24 protein-coding genes are annotated in these 25,357 nt (G+C 50.6%); 11 read left to right on the top strand and 13 right to left on the bottom strand.

All coding sequences use genetic code 11. The features are described 5' to 3' along the window. Window positions 1–45: 45 nt before the first annotated feature. Window positions 46–570, top strand: coding sequence for a superoxide dismutase family protein (sodC, locus tag EO763_RS10815; RefSeq protein WP_161528944.1), 525 nt, complete (start codon window positions 46–48; stop codon window positions 568–570). Between the two features lie 77 nt (window positions 571–647). On the opposite strand, the gene EO763_RS10810 is transcribed toward sodC, so the two are convergent. Together EO763_RS10810 and EO763_RS10805 are read right to left on the bottom strand one after the other, a co-directional pair. Then, window positions 648–1,967, bottom strand: coding sequence for an ABC transporter substrate-binding protein (locus EO763_RS10810; protein ID WP_161528943.1), 1,320 nt, complete (start codon window positions 1,965–1,967; stop codon window positions 648–650). A 110-nt stretch (window positions 1,968–2,077) separates the two neighbouring features. Further along, window positions 2,078–3,373 (bottom strand): Gfo/Idh/MocA family oxidoreductase, encoded by a 1,296-nt coding sequence (locus EO763_RS10805; RefSeq protein ID WP_161528942.1) that lies wholly within the window; start codon window positions 3,371–3,373, stop codon window positions 2,078–2,080. 506 nt (window positions 3,374–3,879) lie between these two features. On the opposite strand from EO763_RS10805, the gene ogt reads away from it, so the two are divergent. The 3 genes from ogt (at window position 3,880) to uspE (ending at window position 6,575) form a co-directional block, all read left to right on the top strand. Then, the gene (ogt, locus tag EO763_RS10800) at window positions 3,880–4,416 is read left to right on the top strand and encodes a methylated-DNA--[protein]-cysteine S-methyltransferase (RefSeq protein WP_161528941.1); all 537 of its coding nucleotides are present in this window, start codon (window positions 3,880–3,882) and stop codon (window positions 4,414–4,416) included. Between the two features lie 281 nt (window positions 4,417–4,697). Then, window positions 4,698–5,444: a fumarate/nitrate reduction transcriptional regulator Fnr gene (gene fnr / locus EO763_RS10795; RefSeq protein WP_010274971.1), complete on the top strand. Its 747-nt coding sequence runs from the start codon at window positions 4,698–4,700 to the stop codon at window positions 5,442–5,444. 180 nt (window positions 5,445–5,624) lie between these two features. Then, complete coding sequence (gene uspE / locus EO763_RS10790; protein WP_161528940.1) at window positions 5,625–6,575, top strand: universal stress protein UspE; 951 nt, start codon at window positions 5,625–5,627, stop codon at window positions 6,573–6,575. 138 nt (window positions 6,576–6,713) lie between these two features. Here the strand turns inward: uspE and pntB are convergent, their stop codons facing one another. Together pntB and pntA are read right to left on the bottom strand one after the other, a co-directional pair. Next, window positions 6,714–8,102: a Re/Si-specific NAD(P)(+) transhydrogenase subunit beta gene (gene pntB / locus EO763_RS10785; RefSeq protein WP_010274967.1), complete on the bottom strand. Its 1,389-nt coding sequence runs from the start codon at window positions 8,100–8,102 to the stop codon at window positions 6,714–6,716. Between the two features lie 10 nt (window positions 8,103–8,112). Next, window positions 8,113–9,642, bottom strand: a complete 1,530-nt coding sequence (pntA, locus tag EO763_RS10780; RefSeq protein WP_039489414.1) for a Re/Si-specific NAD(P)(+) transhydrogenase subunit alpha — start codon at window positions 9,640–9,642, stop codon at window positions 8,113–8,115. A gap of 581 nt (window positions 9,643–10,223) precedes the next feature. Here pntA and ydgH point away from each other — a divergent pair. Continuing rightward, a complete protein-coding gene (gene ydgH, locus EO763_RS10775; protein ID WP_161528939.1) occupies window positions 10,224–11,177 on the top strand; it encodes a DUF1471 family protein YdgH in 954 nt (317 codons plus the stop codon). Window positions 11,178–11,351: 174 nt separating this feature from the next. On the opposite strand, the gene kdsA is transcribed toward ydgH, so the two are convergent. The 6 genes from kdsA to hemA form a co-directional block, all read right to left on the bottom strand. Next, window positions 11,352–12,206 (bottom strand): 3-deoxy-8-phosphooctulonate synthase, encoded by an 855-nt coding sequence (kdsA, locus tag EO763_RS10770; RefSeq protein ID WP_010274945.1) that lies wholly within the window; start codon window positions 12,204–12,206, stop codon window positions 11,352–11,354. Between the two features lie 75 nt (window positions 12,207–12,281). Continuing rightward, a complete protein-coding gene (gene sirB1, locus EO763_RS10765; protein ID WP_010304662.1) occupies window positions 12,282–13,091 on the bottom strand; it encodes an invasion regulator SirB1 in 810 nt (269 codons plus the stop codon). 2 nt (window positions 13,092–13,093) lie between these two features. Beyond that, window positions 13,094–13,495, bottom strand: coding sequence for a SirB2 family protein (locus tag EO763_RS10760; RefSeq protein ID WP_044204425.1), 402 nt, complete (start codon window positions 13,493–13,495; stop codon window positions 13,094–13,096). 5 nt (window positions 13,496–13,500) lie between these two features. Continuing rightward, entirely contained in the window at window positions 13,501–14,346 is an 846-nt protein-coding gene (prmC, locus tag EO763_RS10755) for a peptide chain release factor N(5)-glutamine methyltransferase (RefSeq protein WP_161528938.1), read from the bottom strand. Then, on the bottom strand, window positions 14,346–15,428 hold the full coding sequence (gene prfA / locus EO763_RS10750) for a peptide chain release factor 1 (RefSeq protein WP_039489407.1): 1,083 nt from the start codon (window positions 15,426–15,428) through the stop codon (window positions 14,346–14,348). Before prfA ends, prmC begins: the two co-directional genes overlap by 1 nt. A 33-nt stretch (window positions 15,429–15,461) precedes the next feature. Continuing rightward, a complete protein-coding gene (gene hemA / locus EO763_RS10745; protein ID WP_103183289.1) occupies window positions 15,462–16,718 on the bottom strand; it encodes a glutamyl-tRNA reductase in 1,257 nt (418 codons plus the stop codon). A gap of 232 nt (window positions 16,719–16,950) precedes the next feature. On the opposite strand from hemA, the gene lolB reads away from it, so the two are divergent. The 3 genes from lolB to prs all read left to right on the top strand — a co-directional run bounded on the left by lolB (window position 16,951) and on the right by prs (window position 19,535). After that, complete coding sequence (gene lolB, locus EO763_RS10740) at window positions 16,951–17,574, top strand: lipoprotein insertase outer membrane protein LolB (protein ID WP_039489404.1); 624 nt, start codon at window positions 16,951–16,953, stop codon at window positions 17,572–17,574. Window positions 17,575–17,577: 3 nt separating this feature from the next. Then, window positions 17,578–18,450 carry a 4-(cytidine 5'-diphospho)-2-C-methyl-D-erythritol kinase gene (gene ispE / locus EO763_RS10735; RefSeq protein WP_161528937.1) on the top strand — a complete coding sequence of 291 codons (873 nt, stop codon included), beginning with the start codon at window positions 17,578–17,580 and terminating at the stop codon, window positions 18,448–18,450. A gap of 137 nt (window positions 18,451–18,587) precedes the next feature. Beyond that, entirely contained in the window at window positions 18,588–19,535 is a 948-nt protein-coding gene (gene prs, locus EO763_RS10730; protein WP_010274915.1) for a ribose-phosphate diphosphokinase, read from the top strand. Window positions 19,536–19,892: 357 nt separating this feature from the next. Here the strand turns inward: prs and ychH are convergent, their stop codons facing one another. Then, window positions 19,893–20,162 (bottom strand): stress-induced protein YchH, encoded by a 270-nt coding sequence (gene ychH, locus EO763_RS10725; protein ID WP_011093745.1) that lies wholly within the window; start codon window positions 20,160–20,162, stop codon window positions 19,893–19,895. A 313-nt stretch (window positions 20,163–20,475) separates the two neighbouring features. Here ychH and pth point away from each other — a divergent pair, with 313 nt between their 5' ends. The 3 genes from pth to EO763_RS10710 all read left to right on the top strand — a co-directional run bounded on the left by pth (window position 20,476) and on the right by EO763_RS10710 (window position 23,670). Beyond that, window positions 20,476–21,063 carry an aminoacyl-tRNA hydrolase gene (gene pth, locus EO763_RS10720; protein ID WP_161528936.1) on the top strand — a complete coding sequence of 196 codons (588 nt, stop codon included), beginning with the start codon at window positions 20,476–20,478 and terminating at the stop codon, window positions 21,061–21,063. A 129-nt stretch (window positions 21,064–21,192) separates the two neighbouring features. Then, window positions 21,193–22,284 carry a redox-regulated ATPase YchF gene (gene ychF / locus EO763_RS10715; RefSeq protein ID WP_039314921.1) on the top strand — a complete coding sequence of 364 codons (1,092 nt, stop codon included), beginning with the start codon at window positions 21,193–21,195 and terminating at the stop codon, window positions 22,282–22,284. A gap of 441 nt (window positions 22,285–22,725) precedes the next feature. Further along, the gene (locus tag EO763_RS10710; protein ID WP_161528935.1) at window positions 22,726–23,670 is read left to right on the top strand and encodes an omptin family outer membrane protease; all 945 of its coding nucleotides are present in this window, start codon (window positions 22,726–22,728) and stop codon (window positions 23,668–23,670) included. A gap of 2 nt (window positions 23,671–23,672) precedes the next feature. Here EO763_RS10710 and EO763_RS23385 read toward each other — a convergent pair whose 3' ends face one another. Together EO763_RS23385 and EO763_RS10695 are read right to left on the bottom strand one after the other, a co-directional pair. Further along, window positions 23,673–23,903, bottom strand: a complete 231-nt coding sequence (locus tag EO763_RS23385) for a hypothetical protein (protein ID WP_208852023.1) — start codon at window positions 23,901–23,903, stop codon at window positions 23,673–23,675. Window positions 23,904–24,091: 188 nt separating this feature from the next. Next, window positions 24,092–25,156 carry an MBL fold metallo-hydrolase gene (locus tag EO763_RS10695; RefSeq protein WP_161528934.1) on the bottom strand — a complete coding sequence of 355 codons (1,065 nt, stop codon included), beginning with the start codon at window positions 25,154–25,156 and terminating at the stop codon, window positions 24,092–24,094. Window positions 25,157–25,357: the final 201 nt, after the last annotated feature.

Genomic DNA, 25,357 nt, shown 5'->3' with positions numbered 1-25,357 from the left:
ATCGCGGCTGTTCCTTGACACTCAACCCCTAAGAGGCAAAAGACAATGAAACTGAAGGCACTTATCCTGACAGGCGTGTTCTTTTCCTGTTCCACCTTCGCGGCAAGCACCACGGTGACGCTGAATGAAGCGCTGCCAACGGGCACAGGTGGAAGTATCGGTGAGGTATCCATTACGGAAACGCCGTACGGCCTGCTTTTCACGCCGAGTCTGAAAGGACTGAAAGCGGGTATTCACGGGTTCCACGTGCATGAAAATGCCAGTTGTGAACCCGCCGAACAAGACGGCAAACCAGTTCCCGCCCTGGCGGCGGGCGGCCACCTCGATCCGAAAAAAACCGGTAAACACCTTGGCCCTTATAACGATCAGGGACATTTGGGCGATCTGCCCGGTCTGGTCATGAATGCGGACGGCACGTCAACTTATCCACTGTTGGCTCCACGGATAAAATCGCTGTCTGAGGTAAAAAATCATGCGTTGATGGTTCACGTCGACGGAGATAACTATGCTGACACGCCAGCAAAACTGGGCGGTGGCGGAGCCAGGATGGCGTGCGGAGTGATTGATTAAGTAGGCGTAACGTTCGAGACGTGTGATGCCATATCGTTTGCGACATGGCATCACACATTAACAATTAACAACAGTGGTTAGCGGATAGCACGTTTTAAGATACGGTTAGCGCTGTTCAGGAAATCATCGGCAACCTTATTCACCTCTCCATTACCGTAATCCAGTTTTTGCAGACTGCTTGTCCACAGCTGAACCAATTCCTGATTTTCCATAAACGGTGAAACAGGCACCTTAGACGCAGGTTGCTCCGCTGCCGCCCGATAGGCATTCGCTAACAGGTTACCGGGGTTAATCACGCCGATCTCTTCCAGCAGTTTTTGCGCTTTCGGGTTAGCAGGCATCCCGTTTTGCAATCCTAATGCCTTCACGCCCTCCGGGTTACTCAGCATGAAACTCATCAGCATCGCCGCTTCCTTAGGATGCTTACTGTTCTTGCTGATGGCAAACAGCGAAGACGGCTTGGTGGTCAGCCCTGAATCTTTAGCATTGGGCATGGTGAGGAACGGTCCCGTTTCCAATACGGCATCCTTTGGCATATTGCTAGAGTAGGTATAGATGGCCGAATCCCATAAATACATCCCGGCTAATTCACCGTTAATCCAGGGGCGAATCTCATAGACGTTGGTCCGGCCGAATGAAGAGAAATAACGCTGATCGGGTATCACATGGGAATCAACCAGTTTTTTATAAAAGCCGAAGAGTTCCCGTACCTGATCGCGGCTATAGGCAATGCTCTGCTTCTTCTCATCGATCATATCAATGCCGTACTTCTGTGCCATGTAGCTACGGCCGAGCGTCAGAATATCCAGCACATCACTTGAACCTTGAGCAACGCCAAGCGGGTAATAATTATCGCCCAGCTTTTGTTTAAACACCGGACCGGCGGCAAACAGCTCATCCCAGGTTTGCGGATAGGCGACGCCTGCTTTATCCCAAGTGGTTTTGTTGTAAATCATGCTGCGGGACGTCATCGAAATCGGGAGACCTTGCAGCTTCCCTTTTACGTCCGCCGTTTTCAGGGCATTAGGCGAAAAATCTCCCAGCCCCAGAATGTCTTTTTGCTTATTCAAATCATAAAAGCCGTCGCCGTTGCGGGAAAACTGCGGCAGCCAGTTCCAGTCGATACGAATGACATCAGGCTCTTGTCCCCCAGCCATCTGCGTTGACAAGCGGGAAAGGTAGCCGTCCCAGCCAGCATATTCAGCTTTGACAGTAATCGTCGGATTCGCTTTTTGGAACGCGTTAATAGCAGCGAGTGTCGCCTCATGCCGCTGGTTGCCACCCCACCAGGAGATACGGATCTCGGCGGCATCAGCAGAGTGAGAGAATGCCGCGCCCACGGGAAGCGCAGCACAGAGCAGGAGTAGGTGAGATAATTTGTTCCGTGTTTTCGCCATAATAGAACCCTTATAATAGTATTCGGAGGTTTCCACCTGCTGCCCTTTTAGAGGCAAACAGGTACTACGGATGCGGAAGCATTTGCTGCCTGAAATGGCAGGTACTCTGATTAATTCCCTCTTTTCAGGTTAACGGCCAGTTCGCTTATTTTCACTGGCAGTTCGGTGCGTAATGATCGATTGGCAGCGATGCCAGTTAAAATAGACATTGCCCCATCACGATAATCTGCTGCGCGATGTAATGGATCGGGTTCCGGTGTACCAAACAGATCGTTTAACATGACCTGATCGCCGCCGCCGTGTCCGCCCGCTTTAAATTCAACCGGTACGACATAAGGCTCGTCAAACATCGGATAGATCTTTATTTCACATTCATTCAGCGCACCTTCATCCTCTTTTTGTCCGCCTCCGTTTACATAAGATTTTTCTACCAGTTTCATTTCTAACCGGCCCTTGCTGCCATTAAACACCACGTTCAGCCCTTCCCAGGGCAAATAGGCGTTTAATGAGTATGTCATGATAGCTTTGCTCTTATAGCGCACCATCACACCCAGTACATCTTCAATATTAATCCCGTCATCGAACACGCTTTTATCGCGGTAATAGCTATCCTCATGTTCGGCATCTAAATATAAGGCGGTCAGCTGTTCGCTTTTATTCATATGCAGTGCAAACGGATCGTTTTCTGCCGCCGCGCTATTATGTGACCGGGAATAAAATTCTGTGACACCGCGCGCTTCCGCATTCGCTTTACCGTAAAAACGTAAATCGCCCTGCGCATAGACCGTTTCCGGTTCGCTATTCAGCCAGAAATTCACCAGATCAAAATGGTGTGTAGATTTGTGTACCAACAGCCCGCCGCTATTGCGTTTGTCACGGTGCCAGCGACGGAAATAATCCGCCCCGTGCTCGGTATTCAGCAGCCACTCAAAGTGAACAGAATAGACTTCACCAATCATGCCAGCGGCAATTAGTTCACGGACTTTGCTGTGATGCGGTGCGTAGCGGTAATTAAAAGTCACGCGTAATTTACGGCCGGTACGGTGAATCGCATCGATAATCGCCTGACATTTTTCTTCATCAATCGTCATCGGCTTTTCACTGATGACATCACAGCCTAATTCCATTGCCCGGATAATATAGTGATGATGCGTCCGATCCAGTGACGTCACAATAACCACATCCGGCTTGGTTTCCGCAATCATCTGCTCGAACTGTTCGGCACGATACGTCGGCACATTATCGTGTCCATATTTATGGACAATCTGGTTGGCATAATTCATTCGCGTCTGGTTTGTATCGCAAAAAGCAACAAACTGTCCCTGATCCTGATAATCCCTGGCGATCGACTCCAGATAAAGGCCCGCGCGGCCTCCCGTTCCCACTACGGCATATTTTTTTTTCATTCTGCGCATTTCCTCCAAATAACATAGGACACATAGCGAGTCGTACATAAAAACAGGACGCTAAAACGTTCACCGAATTGGCTGACACATATCGATTAAGCGGCTGGTAGAGTGATTTGGACTATGACAAGCCATACCCACCCGCTTATGCCTTTGCCATAAAAAAATAGAACATCCCAACATCGTTCACCTTCATATTATTGCCATGCGATGGTGTTATCTGGCAGTAGGATGAAGATTGGCATGCTCCAGCTCTCATAAATACAAATTGAGCATTTATCATATTACCAATTGATTTTATTGATAATGTTAGGCGAGTCAAATCCTCATACCTCACGTTGGTTGTGCATTACCTCTCTTAAGGGGTCGTACGTCGACGGGATTCGTTCTAACGTGGTACCGATCGTCACATTCAAACTTTATTTTCAATCCGTCTGAGGATGCCGGATAATCGGCACGTCACTCATCAGAGAAGCAAGAAAGCGATAAGCGCGTAAGGAATCACTATGCAGACTTTTTTTCAGGACACCATGGCAACTCCGCTCGGGGAGTTATTGATTATTGCGGATGAAAATAATCATTTGCGTGCCGTCGAGTGGCGCGAGTATGAAGACGATTTATTTCGCTCACTCAATCGCAGTTATCGAAATGATCCCTTTTCGTTACAATCGCGTCATAATCCCGGTGGTCTGACAGACAGCCTGCAACGCTATTTTGAGGGTGAATTAGCGATTATTGATACGCTGCCCGTTGCTTCCGTAGGGACCGAATTTCAACAGCAGGTCTGGCGGGAATTGCGTCGAATCCCCTGTGGAGAAATTACTACGTACGGCGAACTTGCGACGCTACTGGGACGCACAGGCGCAGCGCGTGCGGTCGGCATGGCAAACGGCTCCAACCCTGTCAGCATCGTGGTTCCCTGCCATCGCGTCATCGGTACTGGCGGTGCACTGACGGGCTATGCGGGTGGTATTCACCGTAAGCAGTGGCTGCTCGCTCACGAAGGTTATTTACCTAAACAGCTCTTTACTTCAACAGAATAGTTTACCGTTATAATTTTTACGCTTCGCGACACACGAAATTGCCCTCCGAGTTGCTTATCATCGTAAGCGATTCGGATTAATCAACGTGTTAACCGTTCGGTAACGTAATGGACAAAAATATTATCTCCGCATAGGTCTTATATATCGGAATATTTCCCAGAAAAATCGAAAATTATAGCTAGTTCACTATTTATTGGTCTATTCCGGTGATTATCGGTCTTATCAGAGCCGATAAAAGCTGTTAAAATTGACCAATATCAATTATTGCCTGAGCAAAGCCTATGATCCCGGAAAAGCGAATTATCCGACGCATCCAGTCTGGCGGTTGTGCAATCCACTGTCAGGATTGCAGTATCAGTCAGCTATGCATCCCTTTCACCCTGAATGAACACGAGCTCGATCAGCTCGACAACATCATTGAAAGGAAGAAGCCTATTCAGAAGGGGCAGGCGCTGTTTAAGGCTGGCGATGAACTGAGATCGTTGTACGCCATCCGCTCCGGTACGATAAAAAGCTATACCATCACGGAGCAAGGCGACGAGCAGATCACCGGTTTTCATCTGGCCGGTGACTTGGTGGGCTTTGATGCTATCGGTACGGCCCAACATCCGAGCTTCGCGCAGGCGCTGGAAACGTCAATGGTCTGCGAAATTCCTTTCGAGACGCTGGACGATCTCTCAGGGAAAATGCCTAACCTGCGTCAGCAGATGATGCGCCTAATGAGCGGCGAAATCCGTGGCGATCAGGACATGATTCTGCTGCTGTCGAAGAAGAACGCTGAGGAGCGTCTGGCGGCGTTTGTCTACAACCTCTCCCGTCGTTTCGCCCAGCGTGGTTTCTCACCGCGTGAGTTCCGTCTGACCATGACGCGTGGTGATATTGGCAACTATCTGGGGCTGACCGTTGAAACCATCAGCCGTCTGCTGGGGCGTTTCCAGAAAAGCGGCACGCTGGCGGTAAAAGGAAAATACATCACGATCGAGAATCTTGATGCGCTTTCCGAATTAGCAGGCTCTTCACGCAAGTAATATTTCCAGCCTAACTATTTGACGCTGCCACTTTTCTACTGTGGCTGCGTCAACGCTCTTCCGCACCCTCCGTGATATTTCCTATTTTGTTATTCTGCGGCTTATCTCTGTTGTCCAAAACGATTCCATTGCGGTACTCTTGAATGACAGGCTGTGGAGTAACAGCTGTTTGGAGGAGCTATGGCAAAGTATCAGAACTTACTGGTAGCTATTGACCCAAATCAGGATGACCAACCAGCGCTGCGTCGGGCGGTTTACCTGGTTCAGCGACTTGGCGGCCGTATCAAGGCATTTCTGCCGATTTATGATTTCTCTTATGAAATGACAACTCTGCTTTCTCCCGATGAACGGGTGGAAATGCGTCAGGGCGTTATTCAGCAACGGACTGAGTGGATTGCGGAACAGTGCAAATACTACCTTGAGGCAGGAATTTCGATAGAAATCAAAGTGGTATGGCACAATAAACCCTTTGAAGCCATCATTCGGGAAGTCATTTCTGGGCAACACGATCTGTTGTTGAAAATGGCGCATCAGCACGATCGGCTGGAAGCCGTTATCTTTACGCCAACCGACTGGCAGCTACTGCGCAAATGCCCTTGCCCCGTGTGGATGGTAAAAGATCAGCCTTGGCCAGTCGAAGGCCGTGCGCTAGTTGCCGTCAATCTGGCCAGCGAAGACCCGTATCACGACCCTCTCAATATCAAACTGGTATCGGAAACGCTGGAGCTGGCGCAGCAGGTTGATCAGACCGAGGTTCATCTGGTTGGTGCCTACCCAGTTACCCCCATCAATATCGCCATTGAACTGCCTGATTTCGATCCCAGCGTTTACAACGATGCGATTCGAGGCCAGCACCTTATCGCCATGAAATCCCTACGGCAGAAGTTCAGTCTGGATGAACGCGTGACGCACGTAGAAAAAGGGCTGCCGGAAGAAGTGATTCCCGATCTGGCCGAGCATTTGCAGGCGGGCGTCGTGGTGTTAGGGTCGCTGGGCAGAACCGGCCTTTCCGCTGCTTTTATCGGCAACACCGTCGAGCATGTTATCGATCACTTGAAGTGCGATTTACTTGCGATCAAACCCGATGATTTCGTATCACCGATTATGTTAGAAGACGGCGATAACAGCTGATTGCTCGTTTCATCTTGCTCAACATCAAATAATGCCAGCCTCCGTGCTGGCATTATTTTTAGCGATATCATGATAGCGATATTTGAGATGTAAAAAAGGGGCGACATCGCCCCTTTCGTTTTCTACTTCCCGTCACGCTTACAGCGCTTTCAGAATCGCCTCAACGCTGTCTTTGGCATCGCCAAACAACATTTGTGTGTTCTCTTTAAAGAACAGCGGGTTCTGTACGCCAGCATAACCGGTATTCATAGAACGCTTGAACACGATAACATTCTGCGCTTTCCACACTTCCAGCACTGGCATGCCAGCAATTGGGCTGTGTGGATCTTCTTGCGCCGCTGGGTTAACAGTGTCATTCGCACCAATGACCAGCACAGTGTCGGTATCGGTGAAATCATCATTAATCTCATCCATTTCCAACACGATGTCGTAAGGTACCTTTGCTTCAGCCAACAGCACGTTCATATGACCAGGCAGACGCCCTGCAACTGGGTGAATACCAAAGCGAACGTTGATGCCACGCGCACGCAGTTTTGCGGTGATGTCATGCACAGGGTACTGCGCCTGCGCGACGGCCATACCGTATCCCGGTGTGATGATGACTGAAGTTGAGTTCTTGAGTAAATCAGCCACGTCTTCCGCTGAAGCCTCACGGTATTCACCCACTTCTTCACTCTCACCAGAGGACACGCCATCTGTACCAAAACCACCGGCAATCACGCTGATAAAGGAACGGTTCATCGCTTTACACATGATGTAAGATAGAATCGCACCAGAAGAACCCACCAGAGCACCAGTCACGATCAGCAGGTCATTGCTCAGCATGAAGCCCGCTGCCGCTGCCGCCCAACCAGAGTAGGAGTTCAGCATAGAAACGACGACCGGCATGTCCGCACCACCAATCGATGCAACCAGATGCCAGCCAAATACCAGTGCAATCGCCGTCATCAGAATCAGCGCCAGTACCTGCAACGCTACGCTGCCCGTATTGACGAAAACCAGCAGCAGCAGGAAGGACACAACCAGCGCCGCCAGATTCATTTTATGGCGATGAGGCAGCATCAATGGCTTGGAGGAGATATTGCCACGCAGTTTACCGAACGCGATGACCGAGCCCGTGAAGGTCACGGCACCGATGAAGATACCCAGAAAGACTTCCGTTAAATGGATATTAACCATCACCGGATCGGTAATTTCACCGTGGTCGAGGAAGCTATTAAAGCCAACCAGCACCGCAGCCAAGCCCACAAAGCTGTGAAGAATCGCGACCAGTTCTGGCATTTCGGTCATTTCAACCTTACGCGCCAGATAAATACCGATTGATCCACCGATCGCCATCGCGACGATGATCCAACCCACGTTGCCGGAATCCGGTCCCAGAATCGTCGCGATCAGCGCAAGCGCCATACCGCTGATACCGAAGATGTTTCCTTGTTGCGACGTTTCGTGCTTGGACAACCCAGCCAAACTGAAAATAAAGAGAATTGCGGCAACAATGTATGCAGCAGTTACTAATCCACCAGACATGTGTTACCCCTTAGTTTTTACGGAACATTTTCAGCATGCGCTGAGTCACGGTGAAACCACCGAAAATATTGATGCTGGCAATCAATACGGCAATGAACGAGAAGAACGACACCCATCCGCCGTGGCCGATCTGCAACAATGCTCCGACAACGATAATGCCTGATATTGCGTTAGTGACTGACATCAATGGCGTGTGCAATGCGTGGCTGACATTCCAGACAACGTAATAACCCACCACGCAGGACAGCGCAAAAACGGTAAAGTGAGACAAGAATTCTTTAGGTGCGACGTCAGCCAGCCAGCCAAACAGCAGGATGGCGATCACGAGGAACGCATATTTCTTCCACGGCGACGTCGGTTTAGCTTCTTCCTTCACTACCGCAGCGGCAGGTTTGGCCTGCTGTGGCTGTGCTGAAACCTGAATCGGCGGTGCTGGCCAGGTGATTTCACCTTCTTTAATGACGGTCACGCCGCGAATCACGGTATCGTCAAAATCGACATCGATCTCGCCGTCTTTCTCTTTGCAGAGTAATTTCAGCAGATTAACCAGGTTCGTACCGTAAAGCTGTGAGGATTGCGTCGGCAGACGGCTAGGTAAATCGGTGTAACCGATAATTTTGACGCCGTTTTCCGTCACGGTGACGCGATCGGCTACGGTCAGCTCGCAGTTTCCGCCCGTTTGCGCCGCTAAATCGACAATCACGCTACCGGGTTTCATGCTCAGTACCATTTCTTTGGTGATCAGGCGTGGCGCCGGTTTTCCAGGGATCAGTGCGGTAGTGACGATAATGTCGACTTCTTTCGCCTGAGCGGCAAACAGTTCCATTTCCGCTTTGATAAAGGCTTCAGACATGACCTTGGCATAACCGTCGCCGCTGCCCGCTTCTTCTTCAAAGTCGAGTTCGAGGAACTCAGCCCCCATACTCTTAACCTGCTCTTTTACTTCAGGACGGGTATCAAAAGCACGAACGATAGCGCCTAAGCTACCTGCGGCACCGATCGCGGCCAAACCGGCCACGCCTGCACCGATAATCATAACCTTGGCAGGCGGAACCTTACCTGCAGCGGTAATCTGTCCGGTAAAGAAGCGGCCAAACTCATGGGCGGCTTCAACGATGGCACGGTAACCCGCGATGTTTGCCATCGAGCTGAGCGCATCCAGTGACTGCGCGCGTGAAATACGCGGCACGGAATCCATCGCCATCACCGTCACCTGACGGGCAGCAAGTTTCTCCAGCAGTTCTGGGTTCTGCGCTGGCCAGATAAAGCTGACAACCGTACTGCCTGCACGGGTCAGTTCGATTTCATCATCCTGCGGCGCATTCACCTTCAGGACGATATCGGCTTGCCAGACTTCCGAGCTGTCAACAATCGACGCACCGGCTTCTTCGTATGCCGCATCGTCAAAACTTGCCAGTTTTCCCGCTTCACGTTCTATCGAGACCGTAAAACCCAGTTTCAGCAGCTGTTCAACCGTTTTCGGCGTCGCTGCTACACGGGCTTCATTGGCCAACCGCTCTCTTGGTACACCAATACGCATGCTGATACCCTTTTCGCTTATTTTTAACGAAGGTTATTATTCTCACCCTATTCTGTTATACGAATTCGCCAAGACCTACTGCACCCTGTATCCCCGCATTCACACGGTAGGAAGAGGGTCTTATCATCTTCTTGCCACACGCTTTTTTGGGGCGTCTCACTGTAGGCGAACTCATTTATAACGTACTGAAAATGTGATCGATGATCCATAAATAAAATGAATTTCACAGAAAAGCCGAGTTATCACAGGTTCTGTCAGCCTTTCTTGGTCGAAAATCATGCTCTTCTCTGCCTTTTGTAGCATTATTACAGAAGTATTTTTCTGTGCTGTTTCACAAAAACGATGTGTTACAAGGTTGTTAATTGGATAATTTGTATAAATATCCCTTATGATGTCAAAACAATCATTAACCGTTATTATTAGCACTTTTCTTGTTCCAAGCCGAAGTATCACGGCTTTTCAGCCCGCTGAAAATGCTAAAGCACAAGAATTTATTCCGTGCGATAATCAGCCCTATTCCGTTACAGGTTGATTGCTATACCTTAAATAATTCGAGTGGCAGGAAGGCGAAAGGATTTTTTATGAAGCTGAAGACTACTGTTATTGCATCCACATTGTTGTTATCACTCTCGGCATTTTCAGCGCAGGCTGCACAGGAACTTACGCCTGAGCAGGCAGAATCCCTGCAACCCTTTGAACGAATTACGTTTAAAGGACGTTTTAACGCGATCAATGAAGCGGTCGCGGCAGCCTCAACACGCGCTGACAAGTTGGGAGCAGAGTCGTTTTATGTTCAGTCTATGACGGATACTAATTCAGGCGATTCCTGGAATGTGACTGTCGACCTGTACCATAAAGATGCCCCTAAAGCGAAACAGAACGTGCAATATCGCACCGTCTACGGCGTGAAAGAATTGCCGAAAGATGCTGCCTACTTGCTCGAGCCTTATGACACCGTCACGGTGAGTGGTTTATTCAGCACTCAGCCTGATCTGATCGATGCGATTGCGAAAGCAGCAAAAGAGAAAAATGCCGATTCGTTCTACATCGTTCGTCAGGTTGATGTGAACTCGAATAGCGCGAATCAAAGGGCTACCGCATTTATCTATAAAGCCGATGCGCCAAAACGTCAGCTCCAGCGCCCTGATGCGATCCCTGCCGATTCTGATGCGGGTCGCGCTGCACTGGCTGCCGGTGGAGCAGAAGCCGCCAAGGTGGAAATCCCAGGGGTTGCTTACTCCGATAGCCCCAGCCGCAGCGTGGGCAACTTCTTTGAAACCCAGTCATCAAAAGGCGGACGTTACACGGTAACGTTACCTGATGGCACACAAATCCAGGAACTGAACAATGCCACAGCGGCACAGATGGTGCCTTTCGACTCCATTCAGTTCCGCGGTAACTACACCAATATTACACAAATATCCGAAGCCGTTGCTAAACGCGCGGGCGAGAAAGGTGCCAAGTACTACCACATCACCAGACAGTGGGAAGGCAAAGGCAACAACATGACCATCAGCGCGGATCTCTATAAATAACGGCCATCGTGCTGTGTCGTAGAAAATGGCGAACGTTATAAACAAAAAACCCGCGATATCGCGGGTTTTTTTATGCCGAGCTTCCTGCTCGCCACCCTGTAGGCCGTCGCAAGCGACGTTGAAAAACGTTCCCTACGTTTTTCAACGTCAGCAATCACTCTATTGTGAGCAAGATTACTTGCTGGTATCCAATTCCGGGAAACTTTTCACCAGATCGTCAATCGCTTTGATCTGTTGTAGGAACGGCTCCAGCTTATCCAGCGGCAGCGCAGACGGACCATCGCACTTCGCATTCGCAGGATCCGGATGAGCTTCAATGAATAGCCCTGCCAAACCCACAGCCATACCGGCGCGCGCCAGCTCTGTCACCTGTCCACGACGGCCACCGGACGCCGCACCAAACGGGTCGCGGCACTGTAGCGCATGCGTAACGTCAAAAATCACCGGTGCACCGTTAGACGCGTGCTTCATGACATTGAAACCCAGCATATCGACAACCAAATTGTCGTAGCCGAAGTTGCTGCCGCGATCGCACAAAATCACCTGATCGTTACCACCTTCGATGAATTTATCGACGATGTTCCCCATTTGACCCGGGCTGACGAACTGCGGTTTTTTCACGTTGATTACCGCACCGGTTTTCGCCATCGCTTCCACCAGATCGGTTTGGCGTGCCAAAAACGCAGGAAGCTGGATCACATCAACCACATCGGCAACGGGCTGGGCCTGATGCGACTCATGTACGTCAGTGATAATTTTTACGCCAAAGGTCTGTTTCAGTTCCTGGAAGATTTTCATCCCTTCTTCCAGACCGGGACCGCGATAAGAGTGAATCGAGGAGCGGTTAGCCTTATCGAATGACGCCTTGAACACGTAAGGAATGCCCAACTTCTGCGTGACCGTGACGTAGTGCTCACAAATGCGCATCGCCAGATCGCGTGATTCAAGAACATTCATGCCGCCAAACAGCACAAAAGGCAGATCGTTGGCGACGGGGATATCCCCTATCTTGACCACTTTATTCGTCATACTTTTACCTTCATGTCGGGAAATAAATTAACGTAGCATTACTGCAAAACGGTTTCTTAATGTAAGACTGTTTTTTTAATGCAAGACAATCTGTTTCTGCTCTATCGAGTGAATCTGTACTTTGATCATTTCACTCACCGGATCTTCCGGGCACTGTTCAACGAAATAGTTGAGATCGGACAGCGCAATATGGTCGCAATCCAGTTGGGCATAAATCAGGCCACGATCGCGGATTTCATAGGGATCGTCTGGGTCAAACTGCAGCACCGCTTCGCTGGCTCTCAACGCCAGCTCCATCTGTTTTTCTTCCATCAGGGCGACTTTCAGCGTGTCGAGCATTTTACGCACGATGAGGACATTTTCAGCTTCATCCAAATCTTCATCCAGCAGGCGGGTTGACGGGCCGATATTACCTTTCAGCCAGACTTCCAGCACATGCTCGCTCAGCGTATCGCCATTTAGCGGATTGATCAGCCACATCTCTTCATCGAGCCAGTCGGCACGCAGAATCAACTGCGTCGGGAAAATCACCGGCATCAGCGGCAGACCGAGTTCATTGGCGATATGCAAAAAGATGATGCCCAACGACACAGGCAGGCCCTGACGAGATTCAAGAACCTGATCCAACCACAGCGCATCAGATAGGCGATAAACGCCGCCCGCACCACCGAATCCCCAGGTGTGATAAAACAGCTCAATCAGTTTTTCAAGCTGAAGATCTTGCTCAAGACCGTCAGGAATAGCGGCTCGGGCGCTCTCAACCAGCTGTTGCAGATTTTGCCGCACATCCTGAGCGGGAAAGTCGCGGCGAATCGCCTGTGAAACCAACACGACACCATCACTTAGCAGTGACTGGTTGAATTCAAAATCAGCAATAGCACTCATAATTATTCCATCAGCAACGGTGATTGCGTCAGTGCCAACAGCACGACCACACCAAAGCATATTAAAGCAGATACAAACGCTAGCCAGCGAACGTTCTGGCTACGGGGGCGTTTCCCCAAGGCGATAGCGCCAAGAAGGATATAAATGATAACGCCAAACAGTTTTTCCGTCAGCCAGCTTTGCTCGGGAGTAAACGGATACGTATGGCTAAGCGTGATTAAACCAATACCGCTGATTAATAACAAGGTGTCGTTAATATGCGGCAGGATTTTCACCCAGCGCTGTTGCAGCAGCGCGGATTGCTGGCACAGCCAGAAAAAACGAATCACAAACAGAGAAATACTGATGCCAACCGTTGCCAGATGCAGATATATCGTGGCTGGGTAAAGAGTTATCACGTCCATTGCTCCTAATAAATTGGGGTATCCAACCAGCGTCCTAACGATACGCGGTCGTTGCCACCATAATCCTGACAGGTTTCTATCTGTGTGAATCCCCGCATCTGCAACAGTTGACGCACCGCGCCTCCCTGCTGCCAGCCGTGTTCCAACAGCAACCAGCCACCGGAATCCAAATAATGCGGAGCGGATTCAATAATCGTGCGTAAATCGGCCAGCCCGTTGTCGGCGGCAATCAGCGCGCTGGCAGGTTCAAAACGGACATCTCCCTGCGACAGATGCACATCATCCGCATCGATATACGGTGGATTACTGGCGATAAGCGCAAAGCGCGCGTGATTAAGCGGTGAATACCAACTTCCTGACAAGAAACGGGCGTTGTCGAGCCCCAATTGCTGGGCATTCTTTGTCGCTAGCGCAACAGCATCGGGTTGTACATCAACGCCAGTCACCCGGCAATCACGCCGTTCACTCGCCAGCGCCAGCGCAATCGCGCCGGTTCCAGAGCCCAAGTCCAGCACGGCACACGGCGTTTGAGGCAGGCGTAACAAGGCTTGTTCGACCAGACACTCGGTATCAGGTCGAGGAATCAGCGTGGCGGGCGAAACAGCCAGCGACAGTGACCAGAACTCGCGCACACCGATCAAATAAGCAATGGGTTCACCCTGTTCACGACGCGCCAGCAGTTCAGTTAATTGCTGCTGCTCAGCCGCGTCCAGCTCAGTTTCACCAAACGCCAACAGGAACGTGCGGGACCTACCAGTCACAAAGCCCAGCAAAATCTCCGCATCTCGCTTCGGGCTTTCTCCCGCCACAAGCTGCGCCGTGGCCGAAATTAACCAATCCTGATACGTCATTATTCCTGCTCGGACAACGCAGCAAGCTGATCGGCCTGGTATTCCTGCACGACTGGTTGAATCAACGTGTCCAGTTTCCCTTCCATGACTTCATCCAGCCGGTAAAGCGTCAGGTTAATGCGGTGATCGGTCACCCTTCCCTGCGGGAAATTGTAAGTACGAATACGGTCAGAGCGATCGCCGCTGCCGAGCAGGTTACGGCGGGTTGACGCTTCTTCCAACTGACGTTTCTGCACTTCTGCGGCACGAATACGCGCCCCCAACACCGACAGCGCTTTGGCTTTGTTTTTGTGCTGTGAACGCTCATCCTGACACTCCACGACAATACCGGTTGGCAAGTGGGTAATACGGATGGCGGAATCGGTGGTGTTAACGTGCTGACCGCCCGCGCCAGAAGAGCGGAAGGTATCGATGCGCAAATCCGCTGGGTTGATGTCCGGCATCTCTGCTTCCGGCACTTCCGCCATAACGGCGACCGTACAGGCCGAGGTGTGAATGCGCCCTTGAGATTCAGTCGCAGGAACACGCTGAACGCGATGGCCACCGGATTCAAACTTGAGCTGGCCGTACACACCATCACCAGAGATTTTGGCGATAACTTCTTTATAACCGCCATGTTCACCATCGCTGGCGCTCACCACCTCAACACGCCAGCGGCGTGCTTCGGCATAACGGCTATACATACGGAACAGATCGCCGGCAAAGATTGCCGCTTCGTCACCGCCGGTTCCGGCGCGCACTTCCAGAAAACAGCCGCGCTCATCGTCGGGATCTTTCGGCAACAACAGCACCTGAAGCTGCTGCTCCAGTGCTTCAATCGTCGCTTTGCTTTCTTTCAGCTCTTCCTGTGCCATATCTCGCATTTCAGGATCGTCCAGCATCATTTCTGCGGTCTGTTGATCCTCTTGCGCCTGCTGCCATTGCTGGAAACAGCGGGTAATATCAGTGAGCTGCGCATATTCTCGCGACAACGCGCGAAAGCGATCCATATCAGCGATGACGCTGGGCTCACCGAGTAACGCCTGGACTTCTTCATGGCGTTCTTGTAACGCTTCCAGTTTAGCAACAATAGAAGGCTTCATGCGGGCGGTTAAATCCTGTAATAGAGATGAATGCTAGTCCAGCCCAAGGCTGTCACGTAAAATTTGTAACCGGTGTTGGTCGCCGTCACGAGCGGCTTGCTGAAGGGATTTGGTCGGCGCGTGAATCAGACGGTTGGTTAAACGGTGTGTCAGTTCCTGAATCACCGCTTCAACGTCATTGCCTTGTTGGATGGCAGCCAGCGCCTTTGCCGTCATTTCCGCACGCAATTCATCGGCCTGAGCGCGATAATCGCGAATGGTCTCCACCGCGGACTGCGCACGCAGCCACGCCATGAAGTCGGAGCTTTCCTGCTGCACGATAGATTCAGCCTGCACCGCCGCCGCTTTGCGCTGCGCGAGGTTGTGCTGAATAATCGCATGCAGATCGTCCACGCTGTAGAGATAAACGTTAGGCAATTTGCCAACCTCCGGCTCAATATCACGCGGTACCGCAATATCTACCATCAGCATAGGCTGATTCCGTCTCGCTTTCAGCGTCCGTTCCATCATCCCTTTTCCGATAATCGGCAGTGTACTTGCCGTTGAACTGATCACGATATCAGCATGGACGAGTTGTTCGTCCAGTTCTGCCAGCGTGATGACTTCTGCACCGACTTCCGTTGCCAGCGCCTGCGCGCGTTCACGGGTGCGGTTCGCGATCACCATTTTCTGTACCTTGTGCTCGCGAAGATAGCGAGCGACCAGTTCAATGGTCTCTCCGGCACCCACCAACAGCACCGTGACATCCGACAGTGATTCAAAAATCTGCCGCGCCAGCGTACAGGCGGCAAATGCCACCGACACCGCGCTGGCACCGATATCCGTTTCCGTGCGAACCCGCTTGGCAACGGTAAAGGATTTCTGAAACAACCGCTCCAGTTCGCTAGACAGGGAATGACCACGCTGTGATTCGGCAAAGGCCTTCTTCACCTGCCCCAAAATCTGCGGTTCGCCTAACACCAGAGAATCCAGACCGCTGGCAACGCGCATCAAATGGCTAACGGCGGCATTATCCTGATGCCAATACAGGCTGCTGTTGACGTCTTCCGGGCGCAATTGGTGATATTCACACAGCCAGCGAATCAGTTGCTCACGCTGGTTTTCCTGTTCGTCAACGCTAAGATAGAGTTCCGTACGATTGCAGGTAGACAGCACAACGCCGCCCTGCACCAGCGGTTGCTGTAGCAGACTGTCGAGGGCCACGCCGAGTTTATCTGGTGAAAACACAAGGCGTTCACGCAGAGAAACCGGTGCGGTTTTGTGATTAATACCAAGCGCAAGCAGGGTCATTAGGCTGTTTCTGAGTAATACCGGTCTTAGTATGGATTTCGTTTGAATCGCATTCTACTTGATGCAGGAGAGCAAGAAAAGCGACAGCACGCGATACACCTCGTCTGAGGTAGTCACTTTTTGACAAAAAACAATAAACGCCATTAACGAATAACAATCATTGACGCTGAGCAGTAAGCCCGTTAGCGTGACGTATTTCACGGACTTCGTTCATTTACAGGATACGACCGACATGCCAACCAAAACCGTCCGATGCCTGCGTTTACTGCCTTTAGCCAGCATATTGCTCGTTGCCTGTAGCGTTAATCAACCGACCCAAACGGGTAAAAGCGCCACCTCGCCAGAGTGGCAACAGCACCAGCAAAAGGTCCAGCAGCTCAGCCAATATCAGACGCGCGGCGCTTTTGCCTATATCTCCGATAGCAAAAGAGTATCAGCCAATTTCTTCTGGCAGGACACACCGCCGCAGCGTTATCGGCTGCTGTTGACCAACCCGCTCGGTAGCACCGAATTAGAACTGCGAGCCCAACCTGACGGCGTGCAAATCACCGACAATCAGGGCAAGCGTTACGTGGGTAAGGATGCCGAATACATGATTCAGCAACTGACTGGCATGGCGATCCCGCTGAACAATCTGCGCCAGTGGATTCTCGGCATCCCGGGTGATGCGACCGAATTCACGCTGGATGAACGCTATCTGCTGAAAACCATCACCTATCGCCAAGGCAACCAAAACTGGAATGTCAGCTATCAGAGCTACAATACCGAGCTGACACCTCCGCTGCCAACCAGTCTGGAACTGGTTCAGGGTGAACAGCGTATTAAGCTGAAGATGAATAACTGGATGGTTAAATAAGCGATGCAACCGACGGTTATCGAGACATGGCCTGCCCCCGCCAAACTGAACCTGTTTCTTTACATTACCGGTCAGAGAGAGGACGGGTATCACCTGCTGCAAACGCTATTCCAGTTTCTGGATTACGGCGATACCCTGACGATTCGGCCGCGTGATGACGACCAGATTAACCTGCTTACCCCTGTCGACGGGGTAGAAAACGAGCAAAACCTGATCGTCCGCGCCGCACGCTTATTACAGCAACACTGCGAACGCCATACCATTCGCCCTGCCCGGTTCGGCGCAGACATCAGTATCGATAAGTGCCTGCCAATGGGCGGCGGGCTGGGCGGCGGATCATCCAATGCGGCTACCGTTTTGGTCGCCCTCAACCATTTGTGGCAAAGCGGGCTGAACGTGGATACGTTGGCCGAACTGGGGCTGCAATTGGGTGCCGATGTTCCCGTGTTTGTTCGTGGGCATGCCGCCTTTGCCGAGGGTATCGGTGAACAGTTAACACCCGCGAATCCACCAGAGAAATGGTATCTGGTCGCCCACCCTGGTGTAAGTATCGCCACACCGTTGATTTTCGGCGATCCTGAGTTGACGCGGAATTCGCCAATTCGTGATTTAGAAACTTTATTAAACCAGACCTTCGTCAATGATTGTGAAGCTATCGCAAGAAAACGTTTTCGTGAGGTTGAACAGCTACTTTCATGGCTGCTAGAATATGCCCCGGCGCGCCTGACTGGAACGGGGGCTTGTGTGTTTGCAGAGTTTGACACCGAGTTCGCAGCCCGTCAGGTGCTTGGCCAGGCCCCAGAATGGTTAAACGGTTTCGTCGCGAGAGGTGTTAATATCTCTCCGCTACAACGTACGCTTTCTGGGCAACGTTAGGTTTTGCCACACACCGGCTGCCACGCGGCCAGTCTGTAGCAAACTTAATTCATACACCCGTATGCATGTTGTACCTGTTGTTTTTCCTTGCTTGGCAGGTGCAATATTTCTCTGGACGCAAGCCTGAGGTTCTTCTCGTGCCTGATATGAAGCTTTTTGCTGGTAACGCCATCCCGGAACTAGCACAACGTATTGCCAACCGTTTGTACACTAGCCTTGGCGACGCCGCTGTCGGTCGTTTTAGCGATGGCGAAGTCAGCGTGCAAATCAATGAAAATGTACGCGGTGGTGATATTTTCATCATCCAGTCCACCTGTGCACCCACCAATGACAACCTGATGGAACTGGTTGTGATGGTTGATGCTCTGCGTCGCGCTTCCGCGGGACGTATTACCGCCGTTATCCCCTACTTCGGCTATGCCCGTCAGGATCGTCGCGTGCGTTCCGCACGTGTGCCAATCACCGCGAAAGTCGTTGCTGACTTCCTGTCCAGCGTGGGTGTTGACCGTGTTCTGACTGTTGATCTGCACGCTGAGCAGATTCAGGGTTTCTTCGATGTTCCGGTAGATAACGTATTCGGTAGCCCGATCCTGCTGGAAGACATGTTGCAACAGAATCTGGAAAACCCAATCGTGGTTTCTCCTGATATCGGTGGCGTTGTGCGTGCTCGCGCAATCGCTAAACTGCTGAACGATACCGACATGGCGATCATCGACAAGCGCCGTCCGCGTGCCAACGTTTCTCAGGTGATGCACATCATCGGTGACGTCGCTGGCCGTGATTGTGTGCTGGTTGACGATATGATCGACACCGGTGGCACGCTGTGCAAAGCGGCGGAAGCGCTCAAGGAACGTGGGGCTAAACGTGTATTCGCTTATGCCACACACCCGATCTTCTCAGGCAATGCTTACGAGAACATCAAGAACTCTGTAATTGATGAAGTGATTGTCTGCGATACCATTCCGCTGGCGGAAAACATTCGTTCACTGCCGAATGTTCGTACGCTAACGCTGTCTGGGATGTTGGCCGAAGCGATTCGTCGTATCAGCAACGAAGAATCTATTTCTGCAATGTTTGAACATTAATCGTCGCTGATCGGGTAACCGATCACAAACGATAATGATGAAGCCACCTGTAACAAGGTGGCTTTCTTATTTCTATACACGTCATACTTCACGTTGCATGTGCGTTGGCTTCGTTCACTCACCCGAATCACTTACTTGAGTAAGCTCATCGGGATGAAATGAGAGACATCCTGTCTCTCACCGAAGGCCAGCCTTTGGCTGGTCAAATTCGTTCCCGACGAATTTGTCCTTCCCTTGCCGCCTGCCTGAAACGCGAATTATTTAGTGTATGCCACTATAAAAAACAAAAAACCGCCATAGCGAGGCTACAGCGGCTCTATTGTTCAATGTACATAACGCCTATAACTTCATTAACGGTTATGGATGACGCTGGCGGCGACAACGCTTATCAAAGTGTTTAACCCACCAATAACGGTCTGCGACTTCCTCACGCCCGCTAATACGCGCCCCCACCAACCAAAATATTGCACCAGAAAAGATACCGACCAAGTCAATGTAAGTCATATATTCAGGGACATTTAGCTTAGGAAACTGACTGGCGATGGAGAAACCAATACCACCAATCATCAGAATCATACCAAGTCCCATCAACACATTACCTAATGCTGCCACGTTTTTGCGTTTCATCTGCCACCTCCAGATTAATTCTGTGGATGAATCGGAGTGCCATTACTGTTTACTGTCTTATCATTGATGCAATTATAGACAATAATGTACTTAGATGATTGCGGGAGGGATCACAGATAAGGGGAATGATTAATTTTTTTTTACGTTTAAACAAATAAATAGACAAAAATCCGAATAATCACCTCACTAAACAGATAACATTGTATTTACATTCCAACACCGATATTTGGCTATACCTCATGCGGTGTGTAAACTAGCGTTCTCATTATCACACTACCCTGCGTAAGTTTAAGCACGTAATCTGGAATATACCGTGAGCAGCATTAAATTAATTGTCGGCCTGGCTAATCCTGGCGCGGAATATGCCGCCACTCGTCATAATGCGGGTGCCTGGTTTGTCGATCGTCTGGCGGAGTCTTACCGTCAGCCGCTGAAAGAAGAAAGCAAATTTTTTGGTTACACCTCCCGCCTGAACTTGGCTGGGCAAGATGTACGCCTGCTGGTTCCCACCACGTTCATGAACCTGAGCGGCAAAGCCGTCGCGGCAATGGCCACTTTCTACCGCATCCAATCTGATGAAATTCTGGTTGCACACGATGAACTGGATTTATTACCGGGAATTGCCAAACTTAAGCTGGGTGGCGGCCACGGCGGCCACAACGGTCTGAAAGACATCATCAGCAAATTGGGCAACAACCCGAACTTCCATCGTTTACGCATTGGTATCGGTCATCCGGGTGATAAAAGCAAAGTAACCGGTTTTGTGCTGGGAAAACCGCCGACGAGCGAGCAGGCGCTGATCGACGATGCCATTGACGAAGCCGTACGCTGCACAGAAATCCTGATGAAAGAAGACATGATCAAAGCGATGAACCGCTTGCATGCCTTCAAAGCGGCATAATCTGGTCAGAATGCGGATGGCAGATCGAGATAAATTGCCATTCCGTGTATAATCGGCCGAAATGTTTCCATTCTGACAGGCAAGAGATAGTAATTGCCTGATTAATAAGTTATTTAAGGTGATATAAACATGGGATTCAAATGCGGTATCGTTGGGCTGCCTAACGTCGGTAAATCCACTCTGTTCAATGCGTTGACCAAAGCCGGCATCGAAGCGGCCAACTTCCCGTTTTGTACCATCGAGCCGAACACCGGCGTAGTACCGATGCCCGATCCACGTCTGGACAAGCTGGCTGAAATCGTTAAGCCACAGCGTATCCTTCCAACCACTATGGAATTTGTTGATATCGCCGGTCTGGTAAAAGGCGCGTCCAAAGGTGAAGGTTTGGGTAACCAGTTCCTGACTAACATTCGTGAAACGGAAGCCATCGGCCACGTTGTACGCTGCTTCGAAAACGACAACATTATCCACGTAAACAACAAAGTTGATCCGGCTGATGACATCGAAGTCATCAACACTGAATTAGCACTGTCTGACCTCGACACCTGCGAACGCGCCATTCATCGCGTGCAGAAGAGAGCGAAAGGCGGCGATAAAGATGCTAAAGCTGAACTGGCCGCGCTGGAGAAATGTTTACCGCAGTTGGAAAACGCTGGCATGCTGCGCTCACTGGATTTAAGCGATGAAGACAAAGCAGCTATCCGCTACCTGAGCTTCCTGACGCTGAAACCAACGATGTACATCGCTAACGTTAACGAAGACGGTTTCGAAAACAATCCATACCTCGATAAAGTGCGCGAAATCGCAGCCGCTGAAGGTTCTGTCGTTGTGGCCGTCTGCGCCGCCGTTGAATCAGATATTGCGGAACTGGATGACGCCGACCGTGAAGAATTCATGGCTGAATTAGGTTTAGAAGAGCCGGGCCTGAACCGCGTAATCCGTGCAGGCTATGAACTGCTTGACCTGCAAACCTACTTCACCGCTGGCGTGAAAGAAGTTCGTGCCTGGACCATCCCTGTCGGCGCCACCGCCCCGCAGGCCGCTGGTAAGATTCACACCGATTTCGAAAAAGGCTTCATCCGCGCCCAGACTATCGCCTATGAAGACTTCATCACCTACAAAGGTGAACAAGGCGCGAAAGAAGCCGGAAAAATGCGTTCAGAAGGCAAGGAATACATCGTTAAAGATGGCGATGTGATGAACTTCCTGTTCAACGTCTAATTCGCTCCTGTTGTCTCATGCGATCGCAATACATCGCATGAAGACCAACACTCCCCATAAAAACCACGCAGTTGCGTGGTTTTTTCTTTTCATGGCGTCTCACGTTATCTCATGACAGCGCAGTCAAAAATGAGTACTGGCATGAGTACAATCAGTTCCCATCTTCATTTTAAGGACGCAGGCACGGCCTGCCGAAATCACCAAAGCGAAATGGTCAGAGTTCAATCTCGATAATGCACGATCGGCCAATTACCTGCCGATAGTCACGGGGACTGACGCTTATAGTTGAGCGAAAGGAATATTACGAAGTACAGAATAGTGCAATTCAAATTCATCTGGTTCTAAATATAACCTAAACCACAATTGGTTAGCAGTTGACTCGCAAAGTGGTTACGAGAATAAAATTAAAGCACATTAATTAATGTATAAGGATAAATATTAATGAGGTTTTCAATTCTGGCTCTAACCATTGCCGTGTCTATTCCTTTTGCTGCCATGGCGGATGCGGGAAATCATTTTTTTACCCCCGAAAGTGTTAACGGTGAAATTGGTTTGGGTAGCCTGAGTGGCAAGACCAAGGAACAGGTTTACGACCCAGATTCTGCCGGACATAAGAACAGCCAACTAAACTGGAAATACAGTAATGCCGCAATCATTAAAGGTTCTCTTGACTGGGGTTTAACTCCATTGATATCGATCGGCGCTTCAGGCTGGACAACTCTCTCCAGCCGTGGTGGCTATATGGATGACACTGACTGGCTGGACGAAAGCCAGGAAGGATGGACGGATCAGAGTAAGCATTCTGATACCCGCTTAAACTACGCAAACGAATTTGATTTCAACGTAAAAGGGTGGGTACTAAACGAACCTGATTATCGTTTCGGCGTGATGGCTGGCTATCAGGAGAGTCGCTACAGCTTCAAGGCTTCTGGAGGATCCTACCACTATACTAATGAGAATACGGGCTTACCTGATATTGGCTCTTTCCCTGCCGAGACAGTAGTAATCGGCTACAAGCAGCGCTTTAAAATGCCGTATATCGGCCTTGTGGGTAGCTACCGTTATGAACGTTTCGAGTTCGGTGGCAGCTTTAAATATAGTGGATGGGTACGCGCATCTGACAACGATGAACACTACCTGACAAATACAACCTTCAGAGCAAATATTAAGAACCAGAATTTTTACTCTCTTGCCGCGAACGCTGGTTATTACTTAACACCCAATGCAAAAGTTTATGTGGAGGGATCCTGGAACCGCATAAACAACAAAAAAGGCAGTTTGTCTGCCAATGATTACAGCACTGGCGAGATAAATAGCGCAGTGAATAGCAGCGCTATTGAGAGCTATAACTTTATGACAACAGTCGGCCTGAGGTACTCTTTTTAAATTCAGTTAGCCGGATCATTTATCTGATTTTCCTCAGTTCGTATATTCTGAGTAGGGGGACGCCGGACGAATGGCTCCGCGCCGAAGTTTTCAGCAACATGCTCATGGGCGGCGAGTAAAGCGCTAATGATGGCGATAGCGACACCGTCAGCGGAGACCCGCACGGTATTGAAAATCTCCGTTGCCATTCCGACCCGCTCCGGCGTTACCACGTTGACAGCCAACGCGGCCATAAGCCCCCACGATCGTTTAGTGGATGTTATTGGTGATGGTACGCACCGGAACCCTGGCGGATTCAGGGCTCAAGCGCCGTCAGCTGGGCACGTTCCGCCGTGTGCTGGTCGGTGCGCCAGAATATTTTAAGGAACACGAATAGCGCTCCGTGGCGGAGGGGCACAAGCTTGACTCTCGTTACGCCCCGCTACCACCACTGACTAAACGTCTGCTGCGGATTATCAACCTGAACGCGTTCACCAATGCGGGGCGTCATCAGTCGCCAGTCTTGGTTTTCGCTGGCTTGCGCAATACGTTCCAGCGGATCGTTCCAGCGGTGGTGCGCTAGCTTAAATTTGCTGTTATGGCTCGGTAGTACCGCTTTAGCCTGCAAATCACTGGCTGCCTGTGCGCTCTCTTCCGGCGTCATGTGAACATAAGGCCAGTCCCGATCGTATTGCCCGCATTCCAGTATCGCGATATCGAATCCGCCCAGACGCGCAGCGATCTCCTTGTAATGCGCGCCATAGCCGCTATCCCCGCCGAGATACAGACGATACTGTGGCGTGATCAGCGCAAATGAGCCCCACAGCGTTTGATTATGTTTGAGGAGCCGACCAGAAAAATGCTGTGTAGGAAGCACATGGATGTCGACTCCGTTCTCTTTCAGGCAACTGAACCAGCCGCCTTCCGTAATGTCTGTCTGCGGGAAACCCCATTTTACAAAATAGGAACCTACGCCCGTTGGCGTGACGATGCGGCGGATTTTCCCGCGTAGCGCGTTCAGCGTGGGGTAATCCAGATGATCCCAGTGATCGTGGGTGATCAGCAGATAGTCGATTTCGGGAACATCGTCTGGTGAATACACATTGCTGCCCTTGAAGGCGACGTTGGTGCGCGGCACTGGCGAAGCGTTGTCGCTAAACACCGGATCCAGCAGGAACGTTTTCCCTTCCAGTTGAATAAAATAGCTGGAGTGTCCCATCCAGATGATAACGTTATCCGTTTTACTCAACTGGTGCAGATCGGTTTTTTCCGACGGCAGGCGGGTATCTGGCAACGCGCCAGCGTCTTTCTCGAAAAGAAAGCGGTACAGCAGCGCGAATCGGTTCTGGCTATCGACCGTCGGGCGAGCCACTGGGTTATGAAACGCGCCATCGCGAAAGAGTGGGTTTTCCGGCTGGGGCTTGACCTCTGGTGATACATACTGCGGCTGTTTTAACCAGCCGTAAACGGCGACTACAATCACAGCCAAAACGAGTAACAAAAGCATAGCGTTTATCCGGTGTCGTTTCGTGATGAATATATTTCGTAATGAATGTCGTTTCGCCATGCCCGATTTCAGGCATCGGCCCTTTGGCATCGGCAGTTATGCACGAACGCTGAGAATCTGGCAAGGGAGAACCGGGGGATTTTTGGTGCAAAAAAGCGAAGGTGTTCGCCTTCGCTCAGGAATGTTGATGAAAAACCGTGG

The organism is Pectobacterium odoriferum (assembly GCF_009931295.1).
GTDB lineage: Bacteria > Pseudomonadota > Gammaproteobacteria > Enterobacterales > Enterobacteriaceae > Pectobacterium > Pectobacterium odoriferum.
Note: the sequence above shows the minus strand (reverse complement) of the source record. Positions and strands in the feature narration are given on the sequence as shown.

Excerpts from the sequence above, each read along its gene's own strand:
- sodC (WP_161528944.1), top strand. The coding sequence starts at position 46 with ATGAAACTGAAGGCACTTATCCTGACAGGCGTGTTCTTTTCCTGTTCC.
- EO763_RS10810 (WP_161528943.1), bottom strand. The coding sequence starts at position 1,967 with ATGGCGAAAACACGGAACAAATTATCTCACCTACTCCTGCTCTGTGCT.
- EO763_RS10805 (WP_161528942.1), bottom strand. The coding sequence starts at position 3,373 with ATGAAAAAAAAATATGCCGTAGTGGGAACGGGAGGCCGCGCGGGCCTT.
- ogt (WP_161528941.1), top strand. The coding sequence starts at position 3,880 with ATGCAGACTTTTTTTCAGGACACCATGGCAACTCCGCTCGGGGAGTTA.
- fnr (WP_010274971.1), top strand. The coding sequence starts at position 4,698 with ATGATCCCGGAAAAGCGAATTATCCGACGCATCCAGTCTGGCGGTTGT.
- uspE (WP_161528940.1), top strand. The coding sequence starts at position 5,625 with ATGGCAAAGTATCAGAACTTACTGGTAGCTATTGACCCAAATCAGGAT.
- pntB (WP_010274967.1), bottom strand. The coding sequence starts at position 8,102 with ATGTCTGGTGGATTAGTAACTGCTGCATACATTGTTGCCGCAATTCTC.
- pntA (WP_039489414.1), bottom strand. The coding sequence starts at position 9,642 with ATGCGTATTGGTGTACCAAGAGAGCGGTTGGCCAATGAAGCCCGTGTA.
- ydgH (WP_161528939.1), top strand. The coding sequence starts at position 10,224 with ATGAAGCTGAAGACTACTGTTATTGCATCCACATTGTTGTTATCACTC.
- kdsA (WP_010274945.1), bottom strand. The coding sequence starts at position 12,206 with ATGACGAATAAAGTGGTCAAGATAGGGGATATCCCCGTCGCCAACGAT.
- sirB1 (WP_010304662.1), bottom strand. The coding sequence starts at position 13,091 with ATGAGTGCTATTGCTGATTTTGAATTCAACCAGTCACTGCTAAGTGAT.
- EO763_RS10760 (WP_044204425.1), bottom strand. The coding sequence starts at position 13,495 with ATGGACGTGATAACTCTTTACCCAGCCACGATATATCTGCATCTGGCA.
- prmC (WP_161528938.1), bottom strand. The coding sequence starts at position 14,346 with ATGACGTATCAGGATTGGTTAATTTCGGCCACGGCGCAGCTTGTGGCG.
- prfA (WP_039489407.1), bottom strand. The coding sequence starts at position 15,428 with ATGAAGCCTTCTATTGTTGCTAAACTGGAAGCGTTACAAGAACGCCAT.
- hemA (WP_103183289.1), bottom strand. The coding sequence starts at position 16,718 with ATGACCCTGCTTGCGCTTGGTATTAATCACAAAACCGCACCGGTTTCT.
- lolB (WP_039489404.1), top strand. The coding sequence starts at position 16,951 with ATGCCAACCAAAACCGTCCGATGCCTGCGTTTACTGCCTTTAGCCAGC.
- ispE (WP_161528937.1), top strand. The coding sequence starts at position 17,578 with ATGCAACCGACGGTTATCGAGACATGGCCTGCCCCCGCCAAACTGAAC.
- ychH (WP_011093745.1), bottom strand. The coding sequence starts at position 20,162 with ATGAAACGCAAAAACGTGGCAGCATTAGGTAATGTGTTGATGGGACTT.
- ychF (WP_039314921.1), top strand. The coding sequence starts at position 21,193 with ATGGGATTCAAATGCGGTATCGTTGGGCTGCCTAACGTCGGTAAATCC.
- EO763_RS10710 (WP_161528935.1), top strand. The coding sequence starts at position 22,726 with ATGAGGTTTTCAATTCTGGCTCTAACCATTGCCGTGTCTATTCCTTTT.
- EO763_RS23385 (WP_208852023.1), bottom strand. The coding sequence starts at position 23,903 with ATGGCCGCGTTGGCTGTCAACGTGGTAACGCCGGAGCGGGTCGGAATG.
- EO763_RS10695 (WP_161528934.1), bottom strand. The coding sequence starts at position 25,156 with ATGCTTTTGTTACTCGTTTTGGCTGTGATTGTAGTCGCCGTTTACGGC.